Source organism: Chitinophaga chungangae (genome assembly GCF_017742215.1).
Classification (GTDB): domain Bacteria; phylum Bacteroidota; class Bacteroidia; order Chitinophagales; family Chitinophagaceae; genus Chitinophaga; species Chitinophaga chungangae.
Window position 1 is genome coordinate 1,861,871 of the sequence record NZ_JAGHKP010000001.1, and the last position, 26,384, is coordinate 1,888,254.

Annotated in this window: 17 protein-coding genes and 1 pseudogene; 5 read left to right on the forward strand and 13 right to left on the reverse strand. The window is 54.2% G+C overall.

The features are described 5' to 3' along the window. Positions 1-5: 5 nt before the first annotated feature. From J7I43_RS24700 to J7I43_RS07955, 3 genes and pseudogenes are all read right to left on the reverse strand, one after another. Positions 6-236 carry an SRPBCC domain-containing protein gene (locus J7I43_RS24700; RefSeq protein ID WP_236023304.1) on the reverse strand — a complete coding sequence of 77 codons (231 nt, stop codon included), beginning with the start codon at positions 234-236 and terminating at the stop codon, positions 6-8. 40 nt (positions 237-276) lie between these two features. Beyond that, positions 277-495, reverse strand: a pseudogene (locus J7I43_RS24995) (SRPBCC family protein); the annotation flags it as partial. Continuing rightward, the gene (locus tag J7I43_RS07955) at positions 492-827 is read right to left on the reverse strand and encodes an ArsR/SmtB family transcription factor (RefSeq protein WP_209145008.1); all 336 of its coding nucleotides are present in this window, start codon (positions 825-827) and stop codon (positions 492-494) included. The pseudogene J7I43_RS24995 and the gene J7I43_RS07955, both read right to left, overlap by 4 nt. 230 nt (positions 828-1,057) lie before the next feature. Here J7I43_RS07955 and J7I43_RS07960 point away from each other — a divergent pair, with 230 nt between their 5' ends. Together J7I43_RS07960 and J7I43_RS07965 are read left to right on the forward strand one after the other, a co-directional pair. Next, on the forward strand, positions 1,058-2,749 hold the full coding sequence (locus J7I43_RS07960; protein WP_209145010.1) for an eCIS core domain-containing protein: 1,692 nt from the start codon (positions 1,058-1,060) through the stop codon (positions 2,747-2,749). 18 nt (positions 2,750-2,767) lie between these two features. Then, positions 2,768-3,361 carry a YkgJ family cysteine cluster protein gene (locus J7I43_RS07965; RefSeq protein ID WP_209145012.1) on the forward strand — a complete coding sequence of 198 codons (594 nt, stop codon included), beginning with the start codon at positions 2,768-2,770 and terminating at the stop codon, positions 3,359-3,361. A gap of 68 nt (positions 3,362-3,429) precedes the next feature. Here the strand turns inward: J7I43_RS07965 and J7I43_RS07970 are convergent, their stop codons facing one another. The 3 genes from J7I43_RS07970 to J7I43_RS07980 all read right to left on the reverse strand — a co-directional run bounded on the left by J7I43_RS07970 (position 3,430) and on the right by J7I43_RS07980 (position 4,791). Next, positions 3,430-3,897, reverse strand: coding sequence for a DinB family protein (locus J7I43_RS07970; RefSeq protein ID WP_209145014.1), 468 nt, complete (start codon positions 3,895-3,897; stop codon positions 3,430-3,432). Between the two features lie 141 nt (positions 3,898-4,038). Continuing rightward, a complete protein-coding gene (locus J7I43_RS07975; RefSeq protein WP_209145016.1) occupies positions 4,039-4,245 on the reverse strand; it encodes a helix-turn-helix domain-containing protein in 207 nt (68 codons plus the stop codon). Between the two features lie 3 nt (positions 4,246-4,248). Beyond that, positions 4,249-4,791 carry a DUF2975 domain-containing protein gene (locus J7I43_RS07980; RefSeq protein WP_209145018.1) on the reverse strand — a complete coding sequence of 181 codons (543 nt, stop codon included), beginning with the start codon at positions 4,789-4,791 and terminating at the stop codon, positions 4,249-4,251. A 730-nt stretch (positions 4,792-5,521) separates the two neighbouring features. Here J7I43_RS07980 and J7I43_RS07985 point away from each other — a divergent pair. The 3 genes from J7I43_RS07985 (at position 5,522) to J7I43_RS07995 (ending at position 11,121) form a co-directional block, all read left to right on the forward strand. Then, positions 5,522-8,725, forward strand: a complete 3,204-nt coding sequence (locus tag J7I43_RS07985; RefSeq protein WP_209145020.1) for a SusC/RagA family TonB-linked outer membrane protein — start codon at positions 5,522-5,524, stop codon at positions 8,723-8,725. A gap of 12 nt (positions 8,726-8,737) precedes the next feature. Next, complete coding sequence (locus J7I43_RS07990; RefSeq protein ID WP_209145022.1) at positions 8,738-10,501, forward strand: RagB/SusD family nutrient uptake outer membrane protein; 1,764 nt, start codon at positions 8,738-8,740, stop codon at positions 10,499-10,501. 242 nt (positions 10,502-10,743) lie between these two features. Next, entirely contained in the window at positions 10,744-11,121 is a 378-nt protein-coding gene (locus J7I43_RS07995) for a hypothetical protein (protein WP_209145024.1), read from the forward strand. An 84-nt stretch (positions 11,122-11,205) separates the two neighbouring features. On the opposite strand, the gene J7I43_RS08000 is transcribed toward J7I43_RS07995, so the two are convergent. The 7 genes from J7I43_RS08000 to J7I43_RS08030 all read right to left on the reverse strand — a co-directional run bounded on the left by J7I43_RS08000 (position 11,206) and on the right by J7I43_RS08030 (position 26,383). Then, positions 11,206-13,488, reverse strand: a complete 2,283-nt coding sequence (locus J7I43_RS08000) for an FAD-dependent oxidoreductase (protein ID WP_209145026.1) — start codon at positions 13,486-13,488, stop codon at positions 11,206-11,208. A 9-nt stretch (positions 13,489-13,497) separates the two neighbouring features. Beyond that, the gene (locus J7I43_RS08005; protein WP_209145028.1) at positions 13,498-16,323 is read right to left on the reverse strand and encodes a glycoside hydrolase family protein; all 2,826 of its coding nucleotides are present in this window, start codon (positions 16,321-16,323) and stop codon (positions 13,498-13,500) included. A gap of 116 nt (positions 16,324-16,439) precedes the next feature. After that, positions 16,440-17,834 carry an SGNH/GDSL hydrolase family protein gene (locus J7I43_RS08010; protein WP_209145030.1) on the reverse strand — a complete coding sequence of 465 codons (1,395 nt, stop codon included), beginning with the start codon at positions 17,832-17,834 and terminating at the stop codon, positions 16,440-16,442. Positions 17,835-17,903: 69 nt separating this feature from the next. Next, a complete protein-coding gene (locus J7I43_RS08015) occupies positions 17,904-21,224 on the reverse strand; it encodes a hypothetical protein (RefSeq protein ID WP_209145032.1) in 3,321 nt (1,106 codons plus the stop codon). An 8-nt stretch (positions 21,225-21,232) separates the two neighbouring features. Then, on the reverse strand, positions 21,233-23,776 hold the full coding sequence (locus J7I43_RS08020) for a glycoside hydrolase family protein (protein ID WP_209145034.1): 2,544 nt from the start codon (positions 23,774-23,776) through the stop codon (positions 21,233-21,235). Positions 23,777-23,780: 4 nt separating this feature from the next. Continuing rightward, a complete protein-coding gene (locus J7I43_RS08025) occupies positions 23,781-25,484 on the reverse strand; it encodes a sodium:solute symporter family protein (RefSeq protein WP_209145036.1) in 1,704 nt (567 codons plus the stop codon). Between the two features lie 8 nt (positions 25,485-25,492). Then, the gene (locus J7I43_RS08030; RefSeq protein WP_209145038.1) at positions 25,493-26,383 is read right to left on the reverse strand and encodes a DUF5017 domain-containing protein; all 891 of its coding nucleotides are present in this window, start codon (positions 26,381-26,383) and stop codon (positions 25,493-25,495) included. Position 26,384: the final 1 nt, after the last annotated feature.

Below are 26,384 nucleotides of genomic sequence, written 5' to 3' on the forward strand. Positions count from 1 at the left end.
AAAATTTACCGTGCGAGGTATTCCGCGAGTTTATCGAAAGTTTTGGCGAAGCCGTTCTGCATATCCTTATTGATCGAGTTGAACCCGGCGATCTCCGCATCTGAGCCTGTTTCGGGCCTGCCGGTAAGCGTGAGCAGCGTTTTGCCGTTGTTTTCCCCGAAGGTGAGACTGTAAAAAATTTCCTGCGGCAACTGCACGTCGAACGGGGCTTTTACGACGCGCATTTTCGTCGGCAAAAGCGTTGGTAAATTCCAGCAGGTAGTGAGGGCGGATGGTGCGGAACAAAAAGCGGCCATAGGTAACCGAACCGTTGTAATCCATTTTGAAATGGAAAATGCCGCCCGGCCTGAAATCGAGACTGATCACGGTGTTGCGTGTTTCTGCCGGTCCCCACCATTCGTTGAGCGCTTCGGCGTTGCTGAAAGCTTCGAATACCAGTTGACGCGGCGCGTTGAACTCGTAAGACAGGGTGAAGGCGTTGGGTTGCGTAGTCATTTTTTCGTTTTTTTAGCGGCCTGTACTTTGGTGAGGTATTTGTCCAGCGAACTGAATTTCTCCATCCAGAATTTCCTGCACTCCACGGCCCAGTCCGCCACTTCACCAAGTTGGTCGAGCTTTGCTTCGCAAAATCTTTCCCGTCCCTGTTTTTTGATGGTCACCAGTCCGCATTCGGTGAGGATCTTTACGTGCAGCGACACGGCCTGCCGTGTTACGTCGAAATTATCGGCGATCTCGTTCAGGTTCAGCGATCTTTTCGCGAGCATTTCGATGATCTGCCGCCGGGTAGGGTCGGCGATGGCCTGGAAAACGTCTCTTCTTGATTCCATGATTACGCAAGCATTTGACAGCAAATATATGCGCAAGTGTTTGCTTGCGGAAAATTATTTGGAGATGTGATCTTATGAATAACGGCCGCAGGGCTTTCCATTGTTTATTCCCCGTTTTACGTTATATTTGGTGAGGACCTACTGACAGGAATAGCCGTCCAGCCCCGCGCAGCAACAAAAGAGAGCACCCCGAACACAACCCCGCAGTCCCTTGATCTTTCCGGAACCACATGAGCCCATTAACGCCTAAAACACCTAACCAGCGCGACAAACCGCATTTGCAGGCGCCCTTCTTCGGAAGCCAGCCGCCCGTACAGGCAAAACTCACCGTGAACGAGCCCGGCGATGCCCTGGAACAGGAAGCTGATGCCATGGCCGACCAGGTGATGCGGAAAGCCGCGGCGCCGGATATAACCGGTGATGCCGGTGCTTCCGTTCAGCGCAAATGCGCCCATTGCGAAGAGGAGGAAAAACAGGTGCAGCGCAAAGCCACGGGCGACGGCGGGCAGATCTCCCCGCGGCTTGCCGCCAAACTCAGCGCCAGCCAGGGCCATGGCGCGCCCATGCCGGCCGGTACGAGGCAGTTCATGGAAAATGCTTTCGGGGCGGACTTCTCCAACGTCAATATTCACGCCGGCAGCGACGCGGCGGACATGAGCCGGCAGATCCAGGCGAAAGCCTTCACCCACGGCAGCGATATTTATTTCAACGAAGGGCATTACAATCCTTCGACAGACACGGGCAAACACCTGCTCGCGCATGAGCTTACCCACGTAGTGCAGCAGGGGAAAAGCAACATACGCTGCAAAACTTCCAACGAAATGGTACCGGGTTACGGCAAACAATACGGCATCGGCTTTCCCGGCGCCGCGCGCGCCATCCAGCGCGCGAAGATCGATCATGGCACGCTTACCTGGGCCGATTTCACCGGTAAAGTGCCCAAATCGCCGCATTACGACGCCATGACCTACTCCGCCATCGCGGATTTCGATATGTCTGCCTACCCCTTCAAAACCCTCACGGAAGAAGAAACCGGAGGCACCACTGTGCAGGCCGGCAAAAAAACGGTCGACTGCGAAAAAGGCATGTCCAAAGACAAAAAAGCCGCCGAACATCCCGAAAGATACAAGGCTTACAAAGTGAACATCGAGCCGGCTGACGTCACCAAGCTGGATGTGAAATCGTTTATGTGGCAGGAAAAATCCTGGGCCAAAAAATGGCTGTTCGATCCGGTGGCGAGAGCTACGCATGCGGATTCGTTCGTGCCCGGCTGTGAGAAAAATTTCAACAAGGCCGCCAAATCCGCCGGGGCGAGCTGCGACAAAATGGTGAAAGCCTGCGAAAAAGCGTTCAAAAAAGGCGGCATCTCTTCTTACGATCTCGCAAGCGGCGAATCCGCCACCAGCGCTTCGGAATGCAAGAGCGTGCTGAAACCCGCCTGTGTGGCCGATTCCATGAGTACCGTTACATATTCCTACAAGAACCATAACGACGTATCGGCGGACGCCAGCCAGCTGTCCGACTGCGCCACCACTTTCCGGCAGCAGCTGATGGATACTGTACTGGAAGATTCCAGCACCTCGCTGCTGAACCATGAGCAGCGGCATTTCGACATCACCGACGAGATCGCCAAAAAGATCACCACCGATCTGCAGTCCATGGCTACGGCTTTCCCCGTGAAAGAAGTGGAAGCCTGCGGGCAGGGCAAGGCTATGAAAGCGGCGGAAAAGGAACTGAAGTTGCAGCGCGGGAAGCTCACAAAAAAAATGAGCGATATCAAAAAAACGCTGGGCACTTTCCAGACGAACTACGACAAAGAAACCAAGCACAGCGTAAACGTGGCCGCACAAGCCTGGTGGGACGCGAACATCGACGCCGGCCTGCCTAAAAAATCCGGTAAAAAGGATAAGTTCAAGATATAACCCCAAAAAATCCCTCATATGGAAACAGGCAACGGTGAGCTGGATAAGCTCGAAGAAAAACTCGCCCGCGGGTTGAAGTTTGCAGACATGCTCGGCTTCAAAAACCAGCAGCAGCTGCAGGAAAACCAGGTGTTACTGCATTCGCTGCTCGAAGTGATGATCAGCAAGGGATTGGTGCGCCTTCACGAAGTGGAGGAAAGAAAAAAGGAAGTAAGCAAATATTTCACCGAAAAAGAAAATAAAGGCGCCACCGTGCAGCTCGTGGATACGCCGGACAAATACACGCAGCAGGAAACCGCCGCCATCGACTGCGAAAACAGGATACACCTCTGCAAGGCCGCCTGCTGCAAGCTGTGGTTCCCGCTTTCCGTACAGGACCTCGACGAAGGCATCGTGAAATGGGACTATTACCGCCCCTACAGCATCGCGCACGACGAAAGCGGCTACTGCACGCATATGGACAAAGAACACGGCTGCAAATGTTCGATTTACAACAACCGGCCGATGGTTTGCCGCACCTACGACTGCCGCACCGACCAGCGCATCTGGCTCAACTTCGAAGAAAAGATCATCAATCCCGAACTGGAGAAAGAAGGCTGGCCCAACACCTGACCCGGAACATCGAATTTTTATCCGCCCGTACAAACCCGCGGGGATGAAAGAAAGGAATAACGGGTGTTTCAGGGCTGCTGCACCATCTTTTTGATCAGGGAGATCTGTCCCAGGTGATAATATGTATGCTCCACCTGCCCCAACAAATTCCTGAAATTATTGCCGTATTTCCCGGATGCAAAATCTTCCTGCAGCTGCGTTTCGCTCATTTGTTCAATTAATCCTGCCAGCTGTTCCGCTTCGCTGAAGGCTTTGTTCACCAGCTGCTGCCATGCTTCTTCCGTTTCCAACGGCCCGAGGCCGAAGCTGTATTTGTCGTGCGCGTCCAGCGGTTTGCCCTGCATTACTTTCAGTACCACGTTTACATAATAATTGACATGAAAAACCAGCATGGCGATGCTGTTCAGTCCGTGCACCTTTTCGATGGCCTGCCGCAGCGTTACGCCCGCCAGCGCGTCGCGGAGATTTACACCGGCGACATTATTCCCGGTATGTAATTCCCGGAGATGTTTGGCTAATTGTTGGGGTGTGGTCATAACGGAAAAGATAAATAATTTTTTGAGGGAAAACTACAGGACCAGCATGAGCAGGAGGATAATGAATACTTTACTGGCGACCAGCCAAAAAAGGAAGGGGAGATAAGTTTCCATTTTGATGAAATTATAAGGTTAAATATTTCATTCGTCCGTATACTCAAGTATATCGCCGGGCTGGCAGTCCAGCGCCTGGCAGATGGCTTCCAGCGTGCTGAAACGGATCGCTTTCGCTTTGCCCGTTTTGAGGATGGAAAGGTTTGCCAGTGTGAGGCCGACCTTTTCCGAAAGTTCGTTCAGCGACATTTTCCGTTTGGCCATCATGACGTCCAGGTTTACGATGATCGGCATGTGTTATACGGTTAGTTCGTTTTCGGATTGCAGTTCGGCGCCGCGTTTGAAGATCTGCGCGATGATGAACACCAGGCCGGTAATAAAGAAATATTCGTCGGTGGACCATTGTTCCACCGGAACGCTGACCCTGCGCTCCGCCCATTGCGCGAACGCGTTGTTAAGCATCGCGACGATCCAGGTGCTCAGCAGTATAAAGCTGATCTTTTCAGTAAGCTTTGCTATTTCTATCTTAAAAGGAGAACTGAGGTTCACTTTCGACAGCAGGTTGATAAGAACATATAATACGGTGGCCTTCAAACCATTCAGCGCCACGAGAAAGGAAAGCGACATCGTGTATAGGGTAAAGTCCGCTTCCCTGAGCCCGTGCAGGTCCAGCCCTGCATAGAGGTTTTGGGCCGCTTCGGGATGCTGCCAGCTTACCAGCCAGGCGATTATCAGCGAGCCGGTTTTGATCGCCATGCCGATAAACGCGATCCAGGAAAGAAAATACATGACGCGGAGTATTGTTCCCGTGCGCGTGCTGTGTTTGATCCCAGTTTCCATGTTCAAGGTTTTATACAGCAAATATAGATAAATATTTATTGAAAAACGATAAATAAATTTAGTTTTTCGATAAAAATATTTGTTGAATGAGTTTTTACACCGGAAGACTTTTTATTTTAATTGATAAATGCTTCCGGAACTTTTTCTTTTAATTGATGAATGTTATTCAGGCTTTTTTAAGATGTTATTGCAACGGCAGTTGTGTTATTGCTGCTGATATACAACGTGCAGGTTTGTATATCCATTATGTTTGCGTGCTTTGTTTATATCATCGCGTAAACACGGGCGTTGCCGTAAAAACATAATACATGCGGCATTGTATTTACAGATAAGAATACTATTTTTATAGCCGAAGGTTGTATGACCGGATGTTTGAAGAATCTAAATTGGAGACCATGGCCGGAAGGCCGGAGAGTTGTTGATCCATGTCGATGTTTGGCTCCCCCGTAAACAGTTATGCGTACATTTTATTGTAAAAACCATGAGTTAGTATCTATCTGAAGAATCAACTGAATTATTTTGCCCATTTTGGAGTTGTGCTTTTAGTGCGTGCCCAAATAATTTTTTTATTGAACTAAATCTTCCCGGATATGCCTGCGGTGTATCTGATTGACTTTCTATTTTCTTTTCCTAACACAAACCTTTTCTTATGCTACTCATTCGACCAAAAAAAACGCAGCCTTCGGGCCGCTCTCGGCTTGCCCGCCGGGCTTGGGAATTTCGTAGCCTTTTGACCGTATTATTGTTGCTGACGGGGCTTTTCGCTTCCGCGGGAACAGATGCGGCGGCTTACGATAAAAAGATCTCCGGCAAGGTGACCGACGGCACCGGAGCCGGCCTGCCCGGCGTTAGCATCGCCCTGAAAGGCACCAGCTCCGGCACTGTTACCAATCCCAACGGCGAATACAGCCTCAGCGTTCCCGATACCGGTGCGGTGCTGGTGTTCCGCTTCGTGGGGTACAACACGCAGGAGATTGCCGTTGGCGCGCAAACGCGTGTAGACGTGGTGCTGACCGTTTCCGCGAAGGGACTTAACGAACTGGTGGTGGTTGGTTATGGTACGCAGAAAAAGGTGAACCTTACCGGCGCGGTAACGCCCGTTAACGCCGGGGAGCTCGTCAACCTTGCACCGTCCAACCTTTCCAATGCGCTCGCCGGCCGCGCGCCGGGCGTAAACGTGACCAACACTTCCGGTCTTGCGGGCGCTTCGTCCAGCATCCGCATCCGCGGCGCATTCGGCGACCCGCTGTTTGTAATAGACGGCATCGTGCGCGACAAAGAAGCGTTCGACGCACTGGAAGCCGCGGAAGTAGACCAGATGAGCTTCCTCAAAGACGCGGCCACCGCTTCCATCTACGGTTCCCGTGCGGGCAACGGCGTAGTGCTCGTTACCACCAAAAAAGGAACCAGCCAGAAACCGGTCTTCAACTTCCAGACCAACTACACCACCAACCGGCCCACGATGAAGCTGCATTCAGACAAGACCACCGCCGTGGACGAACTGATTTACCAGAACCGCGTGGCGGCCTTCCAGGGCATTGCATTGCCCAATGGCCAGGCCGAGTTCGATTACTTCAAAGACAAAAGCTACAACGCAAACGACTTCATCTGGCAAAATCCCTGGAGCATGCGCCACTCGCTGAGCGTAGCCGGCGGAACGGATCGCATCACCTACTATTCCATGCTCAGTTACCGCGGTGAAGAAGGCTCTTACAAAAACCTGGAACATAAAAAGGTAAACCTCCGCTCCAACGTAACTGCCAAAATATCCGAAGCGATCAAGGTGAACCTGAACGTTTCCGCGTTCCAGGAAAACCAGGACCGTTTCTTCTGGCCTTTCGGTGGAACGGAAAACGACGACGAATACGATGTGGCCGACCTTTACCGGGTAACCTTCAACTGGCCCAAGACATTCCCGTTTTTTCTGACGGAAGACGGTCAGCCGGCGGATTATGTTACGCCATATCCCGTACAGCCGGTGATGGGCTCTTTCCAGGCGTGGAACGTGGTGGACCAGGTGACGGGCAACCGCTACATCAACCTGCGCAAACGCCAGCTGAGCACGATCCTGGGGATCGACATCAGCCTGGATAAATTCGTGAAAGGCCTGACCACCAAGGTGGTGGGCAACTATATCGGGCAGGATTACATGCGCAAACGTTTCCTGACCTACATGAAAGCCTATTCTTTTATACCCGCTGATCCCGCCGGCAACCGTTTCGTTCCCGGCCCGCCGGACCCGAACAAGGTATCCATCTTTACTTTCAGCCAGAACCAGCCGTTTATGGACTACGGTATCTCCACCTTGTGGAGTTACCAGCTGAACTGGTTCCTGAACTATAACCGTACATTCAATAAACACGCCGTAGACGCGCTCGTCGTGTTCGAGCAGGCGGAAAACGGCGGCTATGGCGCGGTTTCACGCGCAGAGAACCCGGTTCCCCTCGAGAACTTCGACCAGATGTTCGCTTATTCCTCAGACCGCCAGTTCCGTGACGCAAGCGGTTGGGAAGAAGTAGGGGCTCGGCAGTCGTGGATCGGCCGTGTGAACTATAACTACGACAGCCGTTATATCGCCGAGTTTTCGTTCCGTTACGACGGCAACACGCTGTTCCCGCCTCACAAACGCTGGGGCTTTTTCCCCTCCGTGTCCGCCGCATGGCGTATTTCTGAAGAAGACTTTTTCCGCAATGCTACCAGCTTTTTCGACGAACTGAAACTGCGCGCGTCGTACGGTACCACGGGTAACGACCTGAACGTAGCCAACCAGCGCATTGCGCCGTTCTCTTACCGAAAATACTTCGTGAACGCAGGCTCGTACATGTTTGGCGACCGCCTTTACAACACGATACGTCCCGGCGCCACGCCAAACCCTGAGCTCACCTGGGCTACCTCCACAACGTATAACGCCGGCCTCGACTTCTCCATCCTGAAAAGCAGGCTGAACGGTACGGTCGACGTTTTTGTCCGTAAAGAGACCGATATCCTTGGCTCCCGCGAAGTAAAACTGCCGGACAACTACGGCATAGAACTGGCGCCGGAAAACTACGCCGCCCGCTCCTGGAGAGGCGCGGAGCTTACGCTCGAATGGCGCGACCGCGCGGCGGGGAATAAGATCAATTATTCCATTACGGGAAATGTCGGTTACACCAAAGACCGCTGGGATATTTACGATGAGATCGCCGCCTTCGGCGCCGGTGGTCTCCGCAACTTCGAATCGCGGGTAGGCCGTCCTGAAAACAGGATCATCGGTTACAAATCGCTCGGCATTATCCGCACGCAGGAAGAGCTGGACGCGCTGCTGTCTAAAAACTTCACGCAGTTCGGCCGCAAGCCCTACCTCGGCGCGCTGCTGTACGAAGACGTGCGCGGCGATGGTTACGCGCCCGGCGCGGATGGCAAGATCGACGCCAACGACGTGCAACTGCTTTCCACCAACGCCACGCCCCGCATCAACTTCGGTATGGGCATCAACGTGTCGTGGAAAAACTGGGCATTGCAGACCTTTTTCCAGGGTGTAACGTCTTACGACCGCATCATCAGCAACCAGGAAGGCGCCGGTATGCGCCAGCACGGCTCCAATGTACGACCGTATTACCCGATCTGGGCCGGCGACGTGTACACGCCCGAAACACCGGATGGCAAATACCCGCGCCCGGTGGGCCAGAGCGGCTGGGCGGAAGCGGGCGCCGCGGCATCTTCTTTCTGGATCAGGAACGGCGCCTATTTCCGCATGAAAATGCTGAACCTGGGATATAACCTGCCTAAAAGCTGGATGGACAGGATCGGCCTGAGCAGCGCGCAGTTATATTTCAATGGCACCAACCTGTTCGCTTTCTCCGCCATGAAAGAATTCCATGACCCGGAGCAGAAAAACTACGATTCGTATCCCGTGATGAAAGCGTTCACCTTCGGCGCAGATATTAAGTTCTAAAAAAGCACGATCATGAAAAAAATAATCATCGTCCTCGCACTGTTTGCCGGCATGTTCGCATCCTGCAAAAAAGTGCTCAACATAGAAGATATCAATAACTACGACCCAGACCAGGTGTGGAACGACGAAAATCTCGCTAACGCCTATCTTGCCAACCTGTATTCGCTTTTCGGCAACTGGAGCGCCTCCGAAGACCGGTTTTCTGAACAGGTGATCGGTATTGCGCTGCCAAAGGATTACATCACCATTACTAACGGCAACTTCAAGCTTTGGGATTATACGCGCATCCGCCTCATCAACCAGGCGCTGGTAGACGTGGGTAAAGGCAAGATCAGCGAAGCCGCCAGGAAAGGCATCACCGGGCAGGCGCTGTTCCTGCGGGCGTTCCTTTACTTCAACATGGTGAAATACCACGGCGGCGTGCCGTACGTTAAAGTGCCGCAGGATAAGGATGCGGACGATCTGTACGTTCCCCGCAACAGCACCGCCGAGTGTTTCGATTTTATCATCAAAGACCTAGACGACGCCATCGCGCTGCTGCCGGAGCATATCCTGCCTGCGTCCGCCGAATACGGCCGCATCGACGGTTCGTTTGCATTAGCTTTTAAAGCGAAGGTGCTGCTGTACAAAGCTTCTCCGCAATTCCACTCCAGCAATCCCTGGGGAAATGCCGACTGGGAAGCGGCGTACACTGCCAACAAAAAAGCATACGACGATCTGAAAGCTAGAGGTTTCCGCCTGGTGGACAATTACAGTGACATCGCGCTCGTTGAAAAAGGCCCTGAAACGGTATTCCCCGTGATCAATCAATACCCGAGCAAGGTAGCCGCGTGGGACAATGGCGTACGCCCCGGTTCCGAAAGCCGCGGCCCGGCTTCCGCCGTGCCTACCTGGGAAATGGTGAAGATGTTCCCGATGAAAGACGGCAAACGTTACAACGACGCCACCAGCCCGTATTACAAAACCGACGAGCAGTTCCTGCAAAGCTACTGGGAGAACCGCGACCCGCGTTTCAACAAATCGATCGTGTGGAGCGGGAAGCTGTATCCCGTAAGCGGCAAGGCCGGCAAACGCCTGTATACTTCTTTGGGTATTGCAGACGTGGCGGACGACTTCGGCACCAACCCCGACGCAAAGACCAATTCCACTAACCTGGACCGTTATTCGGGCTTCTTTATCCTGAAAAACAGTCTCCTGCGGCTTACGCAGGCGCAGGTGCTGCAATACGACGTAGATTTCGTGTACATGCGTTTCGCGGAAGTGATGCTCAACTATGCGGAAACCGCCAACGAAACCGGCAGAATGGCCGAAGCGCTAGACATTCTCAAACAGATCCGTCAACGTGCGGGCATTGAGCCCGGCGCAGACGGCAATTACGGCATCGTGGCGGCAGACCGTGCGGCCATGCGTGAAGCCATTCTGTATGAAAGAAGCATCGAGCTGTGTTTTGAAGGCCACCGTTTCTGGGACCTGCGCCGCCTGCGTATGCTCGACCGGCTGGACAATTCCACAAAATCCGGCGTGGAAGCCATTCCCATATACACAGACGGTTCCAAAATGCCCTTAGACACCGCGCGCAACAGGGCGAACATCAATGTGCTCACCGAAGAGGATTTCCGCTATGTGCTGCACCAGGTGCCGCGTTCAGGCGTGAAAGTGAACACCGTGCCGAATACGTATTATTTCTTCCCGATACAAAAAGATGTACTGGACAGGAACCCTAGTCTCAAACAAAACAAAGATTGGGGCGGAGACTTCGTCCCGACGCTGGATTGATTTATTTAATACTTTGTGAAAGGGCTGTCGTATGGCGGCCCTTTCTTTTTGAATGAACGAGAAAAAAAATCCCCAATTCCCCACGCGAAGCTGGAAATAAAGCCGGATGGAAAGGGTGGGCTGTCAACAGCCATGGTAAAGGATTGTACAGCTTCCCTGCCAGCAAGGGTTTTACCGCTTTGGTACGTTAATTGCATTCTGATGCATAGGACATATTTATTGAAAAACTAAAACTGATGTTTATGAAATCTATGCTTAAACTGTTAGGCGTACTGCTGTTTGCTGCCTTTGTTGTTACCGCGTGTAGTAAAGATACCGACCCTGCCGATGTGGACGTTTTCGCAGGCACTTTCAGAGGGAAGATCGGTTATACTGATGCAGAAAAAAATATCTCCCAGGATAATGGCAGCGTATTTGTCACCAAAGTAGGCGCCAAATATAACTTCAGGTTCTCCGACGGCATTCCCGACCTTACGGGTGTGGAATTCCAGCAGAAAGACGACAATACGCTGGTGAGCGTAGGTTCCGACGGTACGGGGCTGATTACCATCAACAAAGACAAACTGGTGATCGGGTTCTCGAGGAACGGCCGGAACTGGTCTGCGGATTGCGGACGATAATCGTACGTTTGTTGATTGAAATATGAAACAGCATCCGTGTTGAAGAGCACGGGTGCTGTTTTTTTGTTTTATGAGACCAGTCATTTAATTCCCGCTATAACATCTCACCGCGCAAATGGCCGCGGGCACGTCGGGGGAAGGGTGTTCCACTTCTATCACCAGTTTCCGGGTGGTGGCGGGTTCCTGTAATTGTATGCGGTTGAAGGATTGATAATTGTCTTTTTTCTCCGCCAGCACCCTGCCGGTTTCGTCTTTCACGCGGTATGAACGCACGCAGAACGGCATCACCGATTCGGGGTGAGACATCAGCACCGATTCCATCGGGTGGTCGTAATCCGTATCGAAGAAAAGTTCTATGGATGAAATGTTTTTCGGTTCGTTCCATTCTAATGTAAGGGCCGGCTGTACGTCCTGCCAATCCGCCACCCAGGCGTTCGGCTCCGTGGTCGGTCTTTCCAGGCCGTTGCGCACGTTTTCGGCTTTGAACACGTTTAATCCTTCCGCCGTTTTGAAATCGAGGTTATGGCCTTCCGGGCGGCGCTGCGGGCACCAGAACTCGAAAGCTTCCATCCCGATGTCTTCCGGCGGGGTTTGTTTGCCGAAATTGGACACCGCTTTATTCACCGTGTTAAAAACAGACAGGATGCCGGTGACCCGTTTTTCCGTGAAATGCATCGTCACGGCGGGGTTTTTATGGAAAATGATAAATGCGTACGTGTTATCTTTCATTTCCGCGTCAAATTCCAGTTTCATGCAGTTGCGGCCGGGTTGAACGGCGATGCTTTGGCGGGCCAGCGTTTCATCGGGCGTATGGTTGCCGTTGCGGCTGCTGATGCGCAGCTCGGCTTCCAGCGTGGTAGCGCCGTTTGATTCGGCGTGAAAAATGAATGCGGGAACTTTTCCTTTCTGCAACGGCACCATCTGTGCGGTGGAAACATCCAGCGGTTTCAGCAGCGGTTTTCCCGGGAATTCTTTCAGCACCAGCTCGCTGCTGGCGGAGATATTGGCGGAAGCGGCATGATCTTGCGGGGAAACAAAACGTTTGCCGGGAATATATTGCCCCGTTTGCAACAGGCGTTGCTGCAGCTCGGGCATATGCGCGTTCATGTCTGCCGGCAGCAGTCCCTTTTCTTTGCAGATCACGGCGGCCATGGCGGCGGCCTGCGTAACATGCGCGGAAGTGGCCATTACTCGGGTGGAGCCGTACGCTACGTGAGATACGCTGATAGTTCTTCCGCCGAGAAAGAGGTTGCGGATATTGCGGCTGTAAATGCTGCGGTAAGGGATCTGGTAAATGCCTTTGCTGTGCCATTGATTGCAGCCGGGTTTTTCGCTGAACACGCCGTCTGCCGGGTGCAGGTCGATAGACCAGCCGCCGAACGCCACCGCGTCTTCGAAAGTGCGCTGCTCCACAATGTCCTGCTGGCGCATGATATAATCGCCTTCAAACCGGCGGCTTTCGCGTTTGCCGGGTATCATGCCTACCCATTCCAGGGTGAGGGTTTCGGCTTCGGGGAACTTCCCGGAGTTTTTGATGTAATTCCAGACGCCGTACACTACTTTCCACAATTCCCATTTAATAGTTTCGGTATCGTGCACCGTATCGAGGCGGCCGCCATATTCGATCCACCAAAGCTTGCAGCCGTGATCTTTTGCGTTGAAGCTGCTGAAGCGCGGCACTTTGGTGATATCGTCCAGCGCAAAGGCGGGAGGCACGAACTTAACGGGGCGGCCGGTGTCTTTACTGTAAAAGTACAGGCTGTGGCCGAGCAGTTCGCCGTATTCTTCGGAAGGGGCGAACAGTTCGCCGAACTCTTCTTTCTTTTCCGCGCCCATCCTGAAAGCGGCGCCGGAAAGAAAACCCGCCACGCCGTCGCCGGAAGCGTCTATGAACAGCGGCGCCGTTAAAACATATTCGGTCTGGTTCTGGCTGCAATATGCTCTCAGCGAACGGATGAGCGAAGCGTCCCGCATGTCTGCCTGGTACACGGCGGTATTCAGCAACAGCGTGATGTTGGGCTCCTGTTTCACTTTGTCCAGCAAGATCATATCGAAGATCACGCCGTTGCCTTCGGGGTTGCGGCAGGTGTTTTCGACCAGTATCTCGTCTACCAGGCCGCCTTCGCGCGCCCAGCGGTTGTTGTTTCCCATATGCGATGTGGCGCCCAGCACCCATAGCCTTACTTCGCTGCTGGCATTGCCGCCCAGCACCGGCCTGTCCTGCACCAGCGCTACTTTTAATCCCTGGCGGGCCGCGGTGATGGCGGCGCATACGCCGGAAAGCCCGCCGCCTGCTACTACAAGGTCAACAACAATGTTTTTCTCCGGGAATGTTCTGGCCCCGGTAGGTCCTGACTTTATCATCATTCAGCTTTTTTAATTGCCCAAGGTTATTTTTTCACTGTTTACGGTGCCGCCGCCTGCTTTTTCGAGCGTGAGCCAGCATTGCACCGCGTATGGTTTTTCGAGCGGAACGGTCAGCTCGAAAGGATAACTGTCATCTTCCACCTGCTTCGTTTGGCCCGATGCATCGGTATAATGCAGGCGCACGCTGCGCCATTTGTTGTCGTCGTCTTCGAGGTAAACGTATAATCTCCTGCCGTACGCTCCCAGCTTGAACAGCAGGGCTTTGGCATTGCCTGTTTTTATTTCCGCGTAATCTTTTCCTTTGTCGCCGGTAACAGATAAGATCTGCTGGAACTTTACATCCGGCGTTGCATTTTCCACCGCTACCGCTGCGATGCCGTTGGCGGGAACGGTGATGGTGAACACACTATCCCGCAGTTTTGGCGCATCATTCCTGGTAAAAGAACGGATATTGCTTTTGCTGGAAAGCTTTACCAGCGAGGGATTGACCGTGACGCTGCCGGTTACCGCGGCCGCGCTCTGATTCGTGAAGGCAAGCAATAATTTGTTCCCTTTCCGCGCCGCGATATAATTCAATTCCACATTCCCGCAACGAAGCAGGCCGGAAGGCATCCAGAGCTGCGCGTCCTTTTCGGTGTAAAATCTGCCGGCAGAACTGCCATACATTTTATTCTGCAGGTAAGCATACCCTTCGATGAACTCCGCCGGAAAATCGATTTTGCCCTGGCTGCGCACGAACGCGTCCGTTACAAGGTAATCGATCACCATGCTGGCCATCGGCAGGATGTGATTGTAGTGAAAGGAATTTACGCTCTGCGCCTTGTGTTCGTGCAAGGGAAAGTCTTCTTTTTCGTAAGCGGTCGTTCTTTCCGTATTGATGTGGTAACCGGGGAAACTCCTGTAACGGCCTATCACCGCCGCTTTTGCTACATTGATGAGGAACGTGTCCTTTGCGTAATAACCGATGCGCAGCATCCACGGCGCGTAATTGGCCATAAAGATCGCGCGGTGACCGGTGGCGGTACCGGATGATTCAGGAGTAAGGCCGGTTTCGGAAAGGCGCCAGGCCGGCGCTTTTTCTTCCGGGTAATACATTTGCGCATGACCTTTGGAACGGAGGTACCAGTACATCGGCGCTTTGCCGCCTTTGTTCACGGTCACCAGGCTGTCCGGCACAGCGGGGCTCATCCAGGTGAACAGGGTATAGTTTCTCGCGCCCTGCACGGCGGCGCGCAGGTACGTAGTGTCGCCGGTCAGTTCGTACAGCTCCGAAAGCCCGATCCAGCGATTGGTGTAGCCGGGCCAGAAAAAGAAGCCGCCGGAGGAGGGATCGGAGAAATCGCTCTGCGGCGTGCGTTCGCGTTTGGCGAGGTATTCGTTCGCTTTATGAATAGCTGCGTCGAGGTATTGTTTTTCGCCGGTGGCTTTGTAAAGGCGCATGGCGTTTGTCCAGCTGCCGCCGTCCTCTTTCACGTCGAGGTTACGCATGCGGCTGGAACCGTATTCCTGCCGCATAAGCCGCAGGTAAAAATCGTTTTCTTTCCCGAACACGCTGTAAAGCGCGCCCAGCTCGGAAAGCGGCGCCACAGGGCCTTTCAGCCTGCGGGAAGGGTTTTGTATCTTCTGAAGGCTGTCTAAACTGAAAAGGAATTTTTCCCTGGACAACATATATTCCATCAACGGGTAAGCACGCTGCTCGAATATCCGAGCATCGTCGCGCACCAGGGCCAGTTCCAGCGGGTTCAGGCTGGACACGTTTTTTACCGCGCCCGGCACGTCGGTGGAATACGCGAAACCTTTCAGGCTGTCGATAAACCAGGCGTAATGCGTCATGGCGTAGGCGGTCATGTTGTCCAGCACGGTGTTGAGCGATGCAATGTCGTTATGCCGGTAATCGCGGAAGCCGAATATGTTTTCCGCGATCGTTTGATAGGTGTGGGTAATATCCTGCGGCTCGGCTACCAGTTGCATGGCGAAAGAAAAGGTCTCGCCGCTTTTCATCAGCGAGCCGTAACCGCCGGGGATGGGCGCGTACAGCTGCGGTTGCAGAAGGCCCTGCGCGTTGCGCAGCGCAATGCCGAACTGGCTGTTGGGCAGCGTAGGCAGCGGCTGAAAGGGGAGATGTTCCGGAGAGGCCAGTACGCCTACGGTCGTGCGGCCGTCGTACACCATCGTGGTGGGCAGCGGCGCCATAAATGCGGGCGTGAGGTAAGACGCATCGGGAACGCGTTTTTCCTGCCATATCATCGGTTGCCAGAGAGCAGCCGTTTTGTCGACGGAAAAGGACGGCGCGCCGGTATAACCGATGCTGTAATAGCCGGGTTTCGTTGGCGTAAAACTGAATCGCAGCAAGGGATACGGCCGGGTGTTCGTCACTGCGTAAGCGGTAAGAACAAAACCGCTTGCAGGTGGGAAAGAAAAGAACGCGGTATCGCCTTTCCTGCACATGCCGTTTGCGCGCAGTTCAGTTTTTTCGCCGGCATGCTGAATGCTTACGGTGCGTTGCTCTTTTTTGCCGCGAAGGATCTTGTCGTCGAACCCGTCCCCGGCCACGGCGGCGCTCACCCGTTGCTGAACGAGGTCTGCCTTGCCGCTGTCTTTCACTTTCCAGCTCAGCACATTGTAACTTACTTTTTTAATGCCTGCCGGTTTCAGCGCCATGCCGGGATCGGCGGCATTGTATAATATCGTGAAGGCAGGTGCAAATACATACCTGCCGCCAGGCGATTCGAGCGTAACCCCTTCTTTGCCGGACAACACGCGCACCTGCGCCCGGAGGCCCTGCGCCGCCAGCAGAAGGCATATCGCCGTTATCCGTAAAAAAATGTTCTTCATAACTGTGCTTTAGTGCCGGAAGGCAAATTTATTATCGCGTATATCGTCTTGTTAGTGTTGTTGCGGGTAATTAAAGTGGGAATGTTCCCATTTCACGGGAACATTCCCAGTGATTGTCAGCGGTTCCCGTTTAAAACAGGTTTGCCTTTCAGCAATATTTTTCCCAGGTACAATACAGTCCTGTCGTACTTTTCCGGGTGTTTGCCAATGTCTTCCGCCTGCGCCGGGCCGAGTATCGCGGCTTTGTCGGCTTTTTGGGAAGAAAGCGTGATGGTAACGGTATAGTCGCCCGGTTCGAGACTGAACAACTGGTGCTGGCCGCGGTAGCGGTTGTTGCAATACACGTTGAAGCGGTTCACCGGCAAGCTGTCTCCCGGGGCAATGCGGTATATCTGCGTTCCGGGCTCCGCGGGGGAAACGGTTTTCATGGTTTTCCCGTTCACCTGTATCGTGATCTGCCCGGCTTCGGGGCCGCCCACGTCGAAGATGCCGAAAGCGCTGCCTTTAAAACGGAAGGTGAAGGAGGCGCCGGGTGAAACGGCCTGTTGTATCAAAGGGAACCAGGAGGCGAACTGCGGCAGGGTAGTGGATTGCCACCCGTTGCTGAATTGCGCGATCTGCCGCGGGTCGTACATGGCGGCGTTTTCCCAGTTGTCCGGGTAAATGGGCGCGGGCAATGAAGACGGAATGGCGGCCTTCAGTTTTTTCATCTTTTCCAAACTTCTTGCAATGGCGGCTGCGTAAAGATTTCCGCCGGCCCGCAGGGGATGGATGCCGTCGTTGGAAAAAAGTATTGCGCCATTGTCCGCGGTTTTTCCTTTCCATAAGAGTTTGCCGTCTTTCTCGAGCAGGGAAGCCTGCAGCGCCATGTGTACGGATGGCAGGCCGTAATGTTCCGCGATCTTTTCCAGGTTTTGGATGTTCTCCGGTATGTTGCCGCTGGCGTAGATCTGCGTTTGATTGCCGGTAACGGTATAAATAAAACAGATGTCGGTGCCGGGGCTTTGCCGCCTGATCTGCCGCACGATGCCTTCCATGCCTTTGGCGTAAGCGCCGTTCACGGCAAATTCCACGAACACCAGGTCCGGGTGATGCTGCAGCAGCTGTTCGCCAATGCGGCAGGCGCCCAGTTCCGTGCCCGTGCCGGAAACGCCGGCGTTCAGCATCCGCATGTCCGCCGCGGGGTACATGGATTGCAGGTAACGCGCCGTTTGCGGCCGGTAGCCTGCGTTTCCCTGTGTAATGCTGCCGCCGATGAACCCTACGATCAGCGGTTTGCCTGCGGCCGCTTTTTGAAAGAAACGTGGCAGGCCGCTCCGGAGCATGCATTCCCTGTTATCGGAAAAACCGGCGGTGCTCACCAAAGGCACGTCCGTGCCGGGTTGAAAGAACAGGGGAGAAGCGCCCGCCTGCGACGCGGCGATCAGGTCGCGCCCGTTTTGCGCCGCAACGTGGCCGGGGGCCATCATCAACATCCCGCTTATGATCCATTTCAGTTGCATCGTTTTCATTTCTTTAACCGCGTTCAATAATTTGTTTCGGAATTTTATTCGACAATCATCCACTTAACAGTCCTGGTTTTACATCACGATCGTCTTTTCAACGGTACGCCCGTCCTTCGTTTTTACTTTTATGTACAGCTGCGCGTCCTCGCCGGTTTTCAGCGGGTGGAAAGACCATTCGAACGGATATGCGGGTATCGTTTCTTCCCGGTGGTTCACGGAAACGGTCACATTGCCGCTTTCCAGCGATTCGAGGTAACCGTATACGGAATCCCAGCCGAACGGCGAACGGATGCGGAAAATATAACACCTGCCGATGCCCTGGCCCATATCCACCACCTGCATGCCGTTTTTCAAAACAGCGGTTTTTTTCACCGACAGCTTTTTATCCAGCGGGAAACACAGCGCGGCAAAACCTTTGCCTTCCAGCCGTACGTTCACCGCACGCGTTTTTACCGCCAGCGGCGATGGTTGTGCATCCATGGTATACAGTTTGGCAGTATTGCCGTTCACCGGCGCTTCTTCCCCAAGTTCCACGCGGCAATTCAGCGCATCCTTTGTTTCGCTGGCCAGTATTACCCAGAAGTTGTTGCCGGATATGCCGGTGAGATAATTCACCTGTGGATTATCAATGTGTACGAGCCCTTTTTTCAACCAGAGGCTCACGGCGTCGTCGCTGAACACTTTACCCGCGCCCGCGCCGAACACCCTGCTGTTGAACCATACAAACCCGTCCTGTTTTACATAAGGGAAAAGCACATTTCCGCGCGAACGCTGCATGATGTCCGTCACCAGGAAATCCATAGTGAAAGCCAGGTGCGGCGGGATGTGGTGATAGTAGATGGAGCTTACATCCGGGCCTTTGTAAGGAAAATCAGGCCGCATCGTGATATCCGTATAGCCGGTAGCGTAATAGCCGGGATAATTGGTGAATCTTCCGATCACCGCATTCCTTGCATAGGTCTCAAATATCTTACGGCCGCTTTTTCCGTATAACCGTAAGAGGTGCGGCGCCCAGCTGCTCATGAATACGTGCCGCACTTCCCGACCGGTAGGGAAAAAAGTAACCGGCTGTTCAAACCCAAGCCCAACGGGCGATACAAGCCAGGCGGGCACTTTCTTTTCCGGCGCGTCTCCAGGTTTGCGCGGGAAACCGAGACGGTATTTCTCACCGCCTTTCCACCACATGGTCGTATTGCCTTCATAAGTATTCCCGGGATGAATGGTTTGTTGCGAACCCGCAACGGCAGGGTAACTTCTCACGCCCGCCAGCGTATGGAAGGCAGCGGCATAAGCGGCGTTGAGGAAAGAAGTATCGCCGGTGGCGTCGTAAAGGTCGTTAAGGTCCCACCAATAGGCGTAAAATGAAGTGTTATAAAACGGCACCTTGCCGAGCGGCGTGGTTTTGCGACCGAAGATCTCGCTGCCGGCAAAGGCCTTGGCCTGCACCACCGCCGAATCGAGGCGTCGTTTTTGACCGGTGAGGCGATACGCGGCCAGTTCCTGCGTCCACGACGGCACTACTACGGAATACCCCGCTGTTTTGCGCACCTGGTCGTTTGGCAGGGCGATCTTTTTCAGCCAGGGATTGGTTTCCCCCAGCAGCCGGTACAGCCCTTCGTAATAAGTCGTGGAGAATTGCGAATTGTACGGACTGAAAGCCGCGGCCGTTTTGCTCATTCCTTTCTGCGCCCAGCGGAAGCCGCTGCGCGACAAGGTGTATTCAATGGAAGGAAGCGCCCTGCGGATATAGAAATCTTCGTTGCGGGAAAGCACCGCGGCCGCTACAACCGCCAGCGGCGCGGCCTGCACGACGGTAGGCGCCGCTTTGGGATCGGCTTCGATATCGTAAAAACCTTTTAGTTCCGGCGCCCATCCGGACGCGGTATCGTTGTTGATTAAACTGATGATGTTAAAAACGGTTTCGGTGAGGGATAATTGCTGGCTGCGGTAATCCTTCACGGTATAAATGCTGTCTGAAATATATTCCAGCGCATCGTTCCACCCGGAAGGCAGCGCGCCGAGCGCAAAGCTGCGTTTGATCCGCTGGCCGGACTTCAGTTTCGAATCGTCCAGCCCCGGCACCGGCGAAAACGCAACGGGCTGCATTTCATTCCTTTCATTCCTGATACCGAAACCCATCGGCGAGGTATGCGAAGTGCCCCAGGCCTGCGGAAAACTTTCTTTAGCGCCGCTAATGAACACGGTGAGCCCTTTCTTTTCCAGTTCCATAATGGCAACCGGCTGCGGCATAAGCGCCGAAGGAAGCAGCACTGGCTGTTGCGGGAGACGCTGGTATTGGAACATCGGCGGAAGCTGGATGTTGGAGACCTCATTCTCCGCCATGCCCTGCAACGCGCCAACGGCCAGGCTGTAATAAGCGTTCCGCGGCGCGGTATACTCCAGCGTCAGCTGCAAATGCCGCTGCGCCGGGCGTAAGGTCCAGGTGCCGTTGATGGTTTGCCCGTCGGAAGAACGGTAGGTGATGCGTAAACCGGTCGTCGTTTTTTCGACGTTCGCCGGCGTAAAAGCGGTAACGTCGCCGGAAAGGAAAGGATTGCCGAGATTTTCCGGGAGCATCACTTTATAAGTTTTCCCTTTGCAGCTGAAGCTGCTGAAACCGCGTGAGCCGTTCCAGCCGGGAATAAAACCGCCGAAAGTGATCTGCGGGTCGTCTGCGCTCAGCAGCAAAATGCGGTTCTCCTCCACGGAAGCGTCCAGGTATTGCCATTTTCCCGCGTGTTTAACGGCGGTGCGTGCAAACAATCCTTCCGATCGTATTATTTCGAGTTTAAGGTGTTCATTTTCCAAAGCCGCCACTACTTCCGCATTGGCGCCGATCTTTTTTGCGCCGCTGCCGGGCAATGCAGCGGGAGGCAAATGAACGGGCGCCGGCGTGATCTTGAAGGTTGGAAGATTGGCTTTGTCCGGCGAAATATTTTCCGCGGTGAGGAACAATGCGTCCACACGGGGATAATTGCCGCGGCTGTCGCGCAGCTGTATCACGTTTTCTCCGGTGTCCATCCGGGCAACGCCCGCTTTTTCCCAACGGTAATCCGCGTGACCGTGTTTCCCGGATTCCTGCGCCAGCGGCACATCGTTCACCAGCACCTGGAACAGCCGCGAACCGGGCCGGTTACCTGGAAAGTCCACCGTTTTCGTCCACACTGTATATTCGCCTGCCTGTTGTATCCGCACCACCGTCAGCGCATCGGCCGCCTTTACGCCGCCGGAGATCACACGCAGGATGTGTTTGCCTGAAACGCCACCCCCCGGCGGTTTTTCAACGATCCAACCGCCCCGTATGCTGAAATCTTCCGCCTCCAGGAAATAGGAGCGTTGCGCCTTCGCCATAAAACCTGCCGTGAGAAATAACCCGGCCAGTAATTGTTTTTTCATAAAAACGCTCAACGGAATTTTACAGTGATCACCTTGATGCCGTACGGCGCAATCTCAACGGGAATATTGTTTCCAGCCTTCTCAGGCGTTACCGGCACTTTGGAATAATCCGTGCGCAGCGTGGCGCGCATCGGCTCGTCGTCGTTGTTCAGCAAAATGAAGAACAGTTTATTTTCTTCCTGGCTGACGGCGCAGTAATAATCGAGATATGGATTGTCGCATTGCAATAACCCTTCGCGCAGCAGCAGCGAAGCTTTTGTACCGTTCACCACGCCCGGCGCGAAGCCGTAGGATTCATGCGGGCCCACTTTCGGTGTGATGAAACCTCTCGGGAATTTGACGTTCCCGCCGGAGCGAAGCTCCGCTTCCGCCAGCAGGTAATCGGTGATCCAGCCGATCTGCCACCAGGCATGGTGCGGGTAGGGGCCCGCGCCTTTGTTCATATTCGTCCAATAGTAGGAAGCTACGCCGGTGGGCGCGTCTACAAACGCGTCGCGGCCCAGTGCGGCGGCCCTTGCCATATTGAGGAAAAGCGAATCTTTTGTAAGCGCGAACATTCTCACGAACATGCCGGCATGACTGGCCAGCAGGATCGGGCCGGAAGGATTGGCGCTGCCGATGGTGCCGCCATGTTCGAAGCCAAGGCCCACCTGCGAAATCTCCCAGTCCTGGCGCTGCACGCCATTCACTGTTTTAACCGCATTGGAAGGAATGGGATGCGTGTATACGGAAGTGGTGTAAAAACGCGCCGTTTTGATGGCGGCGTCTTTGTATTTTTTATCGCCGGTGATGTCGTAAAGGTCCATCAACGCCTGCGCGCTTTGACCGGTGGCAAAGTCCGGCACGAAACGCGCATCGCCGCAAACGCCCAGGAAACGGGCTTCTTCCACCGCGTTTTTGATATACCAGTCCGCGCCTTTTTTAGCGGCGTCCAGGTATTTTTGTTGTTTGAGGATGCGGTATGCGATCACCAGGCCGTAGAACGTCGGGCGGAAGTCCTGCACTTCGGTAAAGAGCGGTTTGGTAGAAAGATGATCGTACGCCACCTGCCATTGGCCGTCTTTCCCCATCCAGGCCAGCAGCCGGTCCGCCGCGGCGGCCAGTTCTTTTTTCATTACGGCGTCTTCAGGCTGGAAAAGCAAGATATTTCCCGCATCCATCAGCACGTAGTAGGTAAGGCCAATGGGCTCCACGTACGGGCCCCATTCTTCGGTAAACCGTTTGCTTTTATAGAGATAATATTGCCCGGCGGCGGAACCGTTGAAAAACCCGGGGGCGGTATTCTGCTGTTTCAGTTTGAAGTTGCGGGCGTAAGGCAGCCGCGTGTTCCGCAATACGTTATCGTTCATGATATTGGCGAGCATCCACATCGCGCCGTAATCGGAATTTTTCATTGCGTCCTTTTCGGAGAGGTATACGCCGCCGAGATAAGCCTGGGCGCCTATTTCCAGGCCTTCCATGTCTTCCGTGCGCCACATCGAGGTGGAATCGCCGGTTACATAACGGTGCATGTCCAGGATGCGGTTGGTGAGCGAGCGTTTTGTCGATTTCAGCGACAGGAAATCCGGGAAACGGTAAATATCGTTGGCCGCGTGCTGGTAAACGGCGTACCAGTCTGCAGGCTGCACGCTATACCGGAAGGCCATTTCCACGGTTTCGCCGTTTTTCATTCGTGACTTGTCTTCGCCCAGCACGGGATGGTAAATAGTGGGAGAGAGCTCCGCTTTCCTGTTCATCAGGGAAAGCCCGAGCTTCCAGGTGGAATGCGTTTTTTTGTCCGTCTCCCAGGGATCGCGCCCGGTGCCGGGGTCTGGTATCACGGCGATGGTAACCTGGTTGCGGCTGCTGATGAAAGGGGATAAAGTAGTGGCGGTTCTTTCCCTTACCACCAGCGGAATGGCGGGAATGCCCTGCAGGTACATGCCTGCTTTGATAAAATCTTTTTCGAGGTAACGGCCCTGGTAATAACCGGGAATGCCGGCCCACTCCAGTTCGTTTTCACGGAAGCTGACCAGCGTGGGAGAGGCCATGGAGAAATAACCGTCCGTTTTTGCGCGCAATGTCATTTTCACCTGTACATCCGACGGGAAAGCAGGATCGATGCGCCATACGGAAGTTATTTCCGCCACAGCGTTTCCCGCCTTGAACACGATCGAATCGCCGGCTGCGGCGGCGGTGGAGGGCCGGAAATGAAAAGCTTCGCCGGCGGTGTTCAGCTGTACGCTTTGGGTGAGCTGGTTCCAGGCAGACTGGATATACCGGTATTTCTCTTCAGGAAAATCATGGATCACTTTCCCGTTGCCGTCGTACACCGGCTGCGGTTTTTTATCCGGCGCAGAGGCGGCGTACAGCAGGGTGTATTCCCCGCCGGGGCGCGGCAACGTTTTCCATGCGCCGTCTTTTTTTACCGCCAGCGTTTTTAATGCATAACCGTCTTTCGTTTGTTCCCATTGCAGGCGTACATGACCGTTCTGCAAAGCTACAGGCCGCTGCGCCATGGCGGAGAAGCCCGGCAGGCAGCATAAAATTATCGTTACGTATTTACGGATCATCTGTTTAATTTTTTACAGGTTGCGCTTCGCGTATATTCTTAAAAACGGCGCTCAGCGGAATAAGCGCCAACAGCAGCACGATGGTTGCGATGCCGGCCACCAGTGGGGCGCTGCCTTCCGCGAAGAAACAAAGCACGTACAGCAGCACGGCGATAAACGCCAGTGAAAACGCGATCACTTTCAGCCCGAAGATGTTCTGCTGCCGGATGGCGGCCGCTTCTTCAGGGTCGGGCGTTTGCAGGGAAATTTTCCGCTGCGCTTTTAATTGCTGAAGCTGCACATATTCTTCACTTGTTTTACCCGCCATGCGCGCATAGATCTCGTACGCCAGCAGCATCAGGAAAGGCAATCCCACACCTACCAGCATTTCGTCGGCCCTGCTCAGGCTGATGCCCGAGGTGAAGGGAAGGATGATCTTGAACAGGAGATTGGCGCCCAGGCTCAGGATGGTGATGAACAAGGTCGCCTTCCCGTTGAGCCGTTTCGAGAACAGCGCCCAGATGGGCGGCGCCAGCAAAGGCCCGCCGGTGATGGCGCCGATGCTCAGCGTAAATTCCACGATGCCGCCGATATATGGCACGATCAAAGCGATGCCGATCATGCCGACGCCGAAAAGCCAGGAAGAAAGCCGGGCTACGTACATCAGTTTTTTATCGGAAGCCGCGGGGTTGATGCGCCCTTTGTAAATGTCGTTCGTGAATACGGCGGATACCACGTTCAGCGCAGTATTGGCCGAAGCGGACGTGGAAAAATACATCCCGGTGAGGATCAGCCCCATCAGTCCCGCTGGCAATACGTGCCTGCATACCATCAGGTAGGCGTTTTCCGTGTCCAGCCCCGTTAAAGAAGGATTGATGAGCTTGTACAACATGGGCGGCAGCATCCACAGCACCGGGCTGATAATGTACAACCCGGCGAAGAGGAAAGCTACTTTGGAAGCTGATTTCGGCGTGTCTACACTGGTGTACCGCTGCACGAACGTCCAGTTGCCGCCGATGTAAAAGATGTGATACAACGCGAATGCGAAAATGAAACCCCAGGTATATTCCCCGTTCACCACGCTGAAAAAACCTTCGGGGGAAAAATGCAGGAAGCGGTCTACGCCGCCGGCCGCATCGAACGCGAGCGGAATAATGAGCAGCACGGCAGCCGTGAGTATCACGAACTGCAAGATGTCCGTCACCATCACCGCCCACAGCCCGCCCACGGCGGTATACGCGATCATGAACAGCCCCAGCACCACGGTGCTCGGCATCAATGGGAAACCCAGCGAAGAGCTCACCAGGCGCGCAACTGAATACAGCACAGAGCCTTTGATGAGCAGGGACACGATCATGAAAATGTAAATGTACGAGCGCTGCACGCCGATGCCCAGCCGCTCGCGGATAAATTCCGCGGCGGTGAGGTTACCGGTGGCCTTCCATTTCGGCGCGAGGTACAAACCTGTTACCAGCCCGCCGATGCACATCGTCCACTGGATAGTAACGGCCACCCATCCGTATTTGTAAGCGATGGAGCCCCAGGCCACGAAAGTGCCCGCGGAAAAAAAGCTCATAAAAAGCGAAAGCCCCCCGATGAACCACGGCACGGCTTCCCCGGCGGCGAAGAACGATTTGAGGTTCCTGCCCGTCCTGGAAAAGGAAAACCCTACCAGCATGATAAAAACGGAGAAAATAACTATAACGGAGGTGTCTATCGCTGTATTCATGTCTTTTCTTATGGTGTAACGGTTAAACTGATCTCGCGGGTGGTGCGGCGCTCGCCGTTGTACCGCACGGCCGATCCTTCGAATACGACCTTGTACGTGCCCGGTTTGGTATAAACGTAGGAATATTCCCGTATTTCCGTGCTGATGTTTTTCAGCACCACGCCTTTGTCCCGCAGGATGTACCAGGGATTGAAACCTTTGGAGATCACCCAGTCCTCGTTATCGTCTGCAGTGGCGCCGGCGGCGGGCATCAGCAGCTGCGCGCTGGTAACGCTCCATACGAAGGCCGGGTTATGGAAATCGATTTTGATCCAGCCGGCGGTGGACATTACCGCCAATGGCGTAATCACCCCGTCTTCCGACACGTTGTTGGCCGCGAAAGTGCGCACCACCCAACGGTTCTGGCCCTGCGGTTTTTTGTAATCGGTGTAGCGGAAGGCCACGTAAATGAGCGCGGAATCCGCTTCGGGGCGTGTAAATTCTTTCAGGCTCAATACGCCGGAAGGCGTCTGGTCGCCGCCGGTAGAGAAAGTGGCGCGGTCTGTCAGGTCCGTCCAGGTGGCGGCTTTAACGGAATTGGTGTCTGCCTTGCCGTTGAAGTCGTTAGACACGAGCACCTGCAAATTCGCCCTGATCATGCCGTACTGCACCAGCGTTCTGAAATCGATCTGCAGATCGTTGGGGGCCGACGCGCGGTTGCGGAATTCGTAATTATGGCCTGGCTCGCCGGAATAAAACACGAGGTTGTCCGGATTGCCGGAGAAGGTAAAACGAACGGAATCCCCGGTTTTCACGGTAAGGGAAGCGGTTTGCACCCCGAAGTCCTGCACGGGGATTTTTTCTTTGGCGCAGGCCAGCAGCAAAACGGCCACGGCCATGGCGTATAATATCTTTCGCATA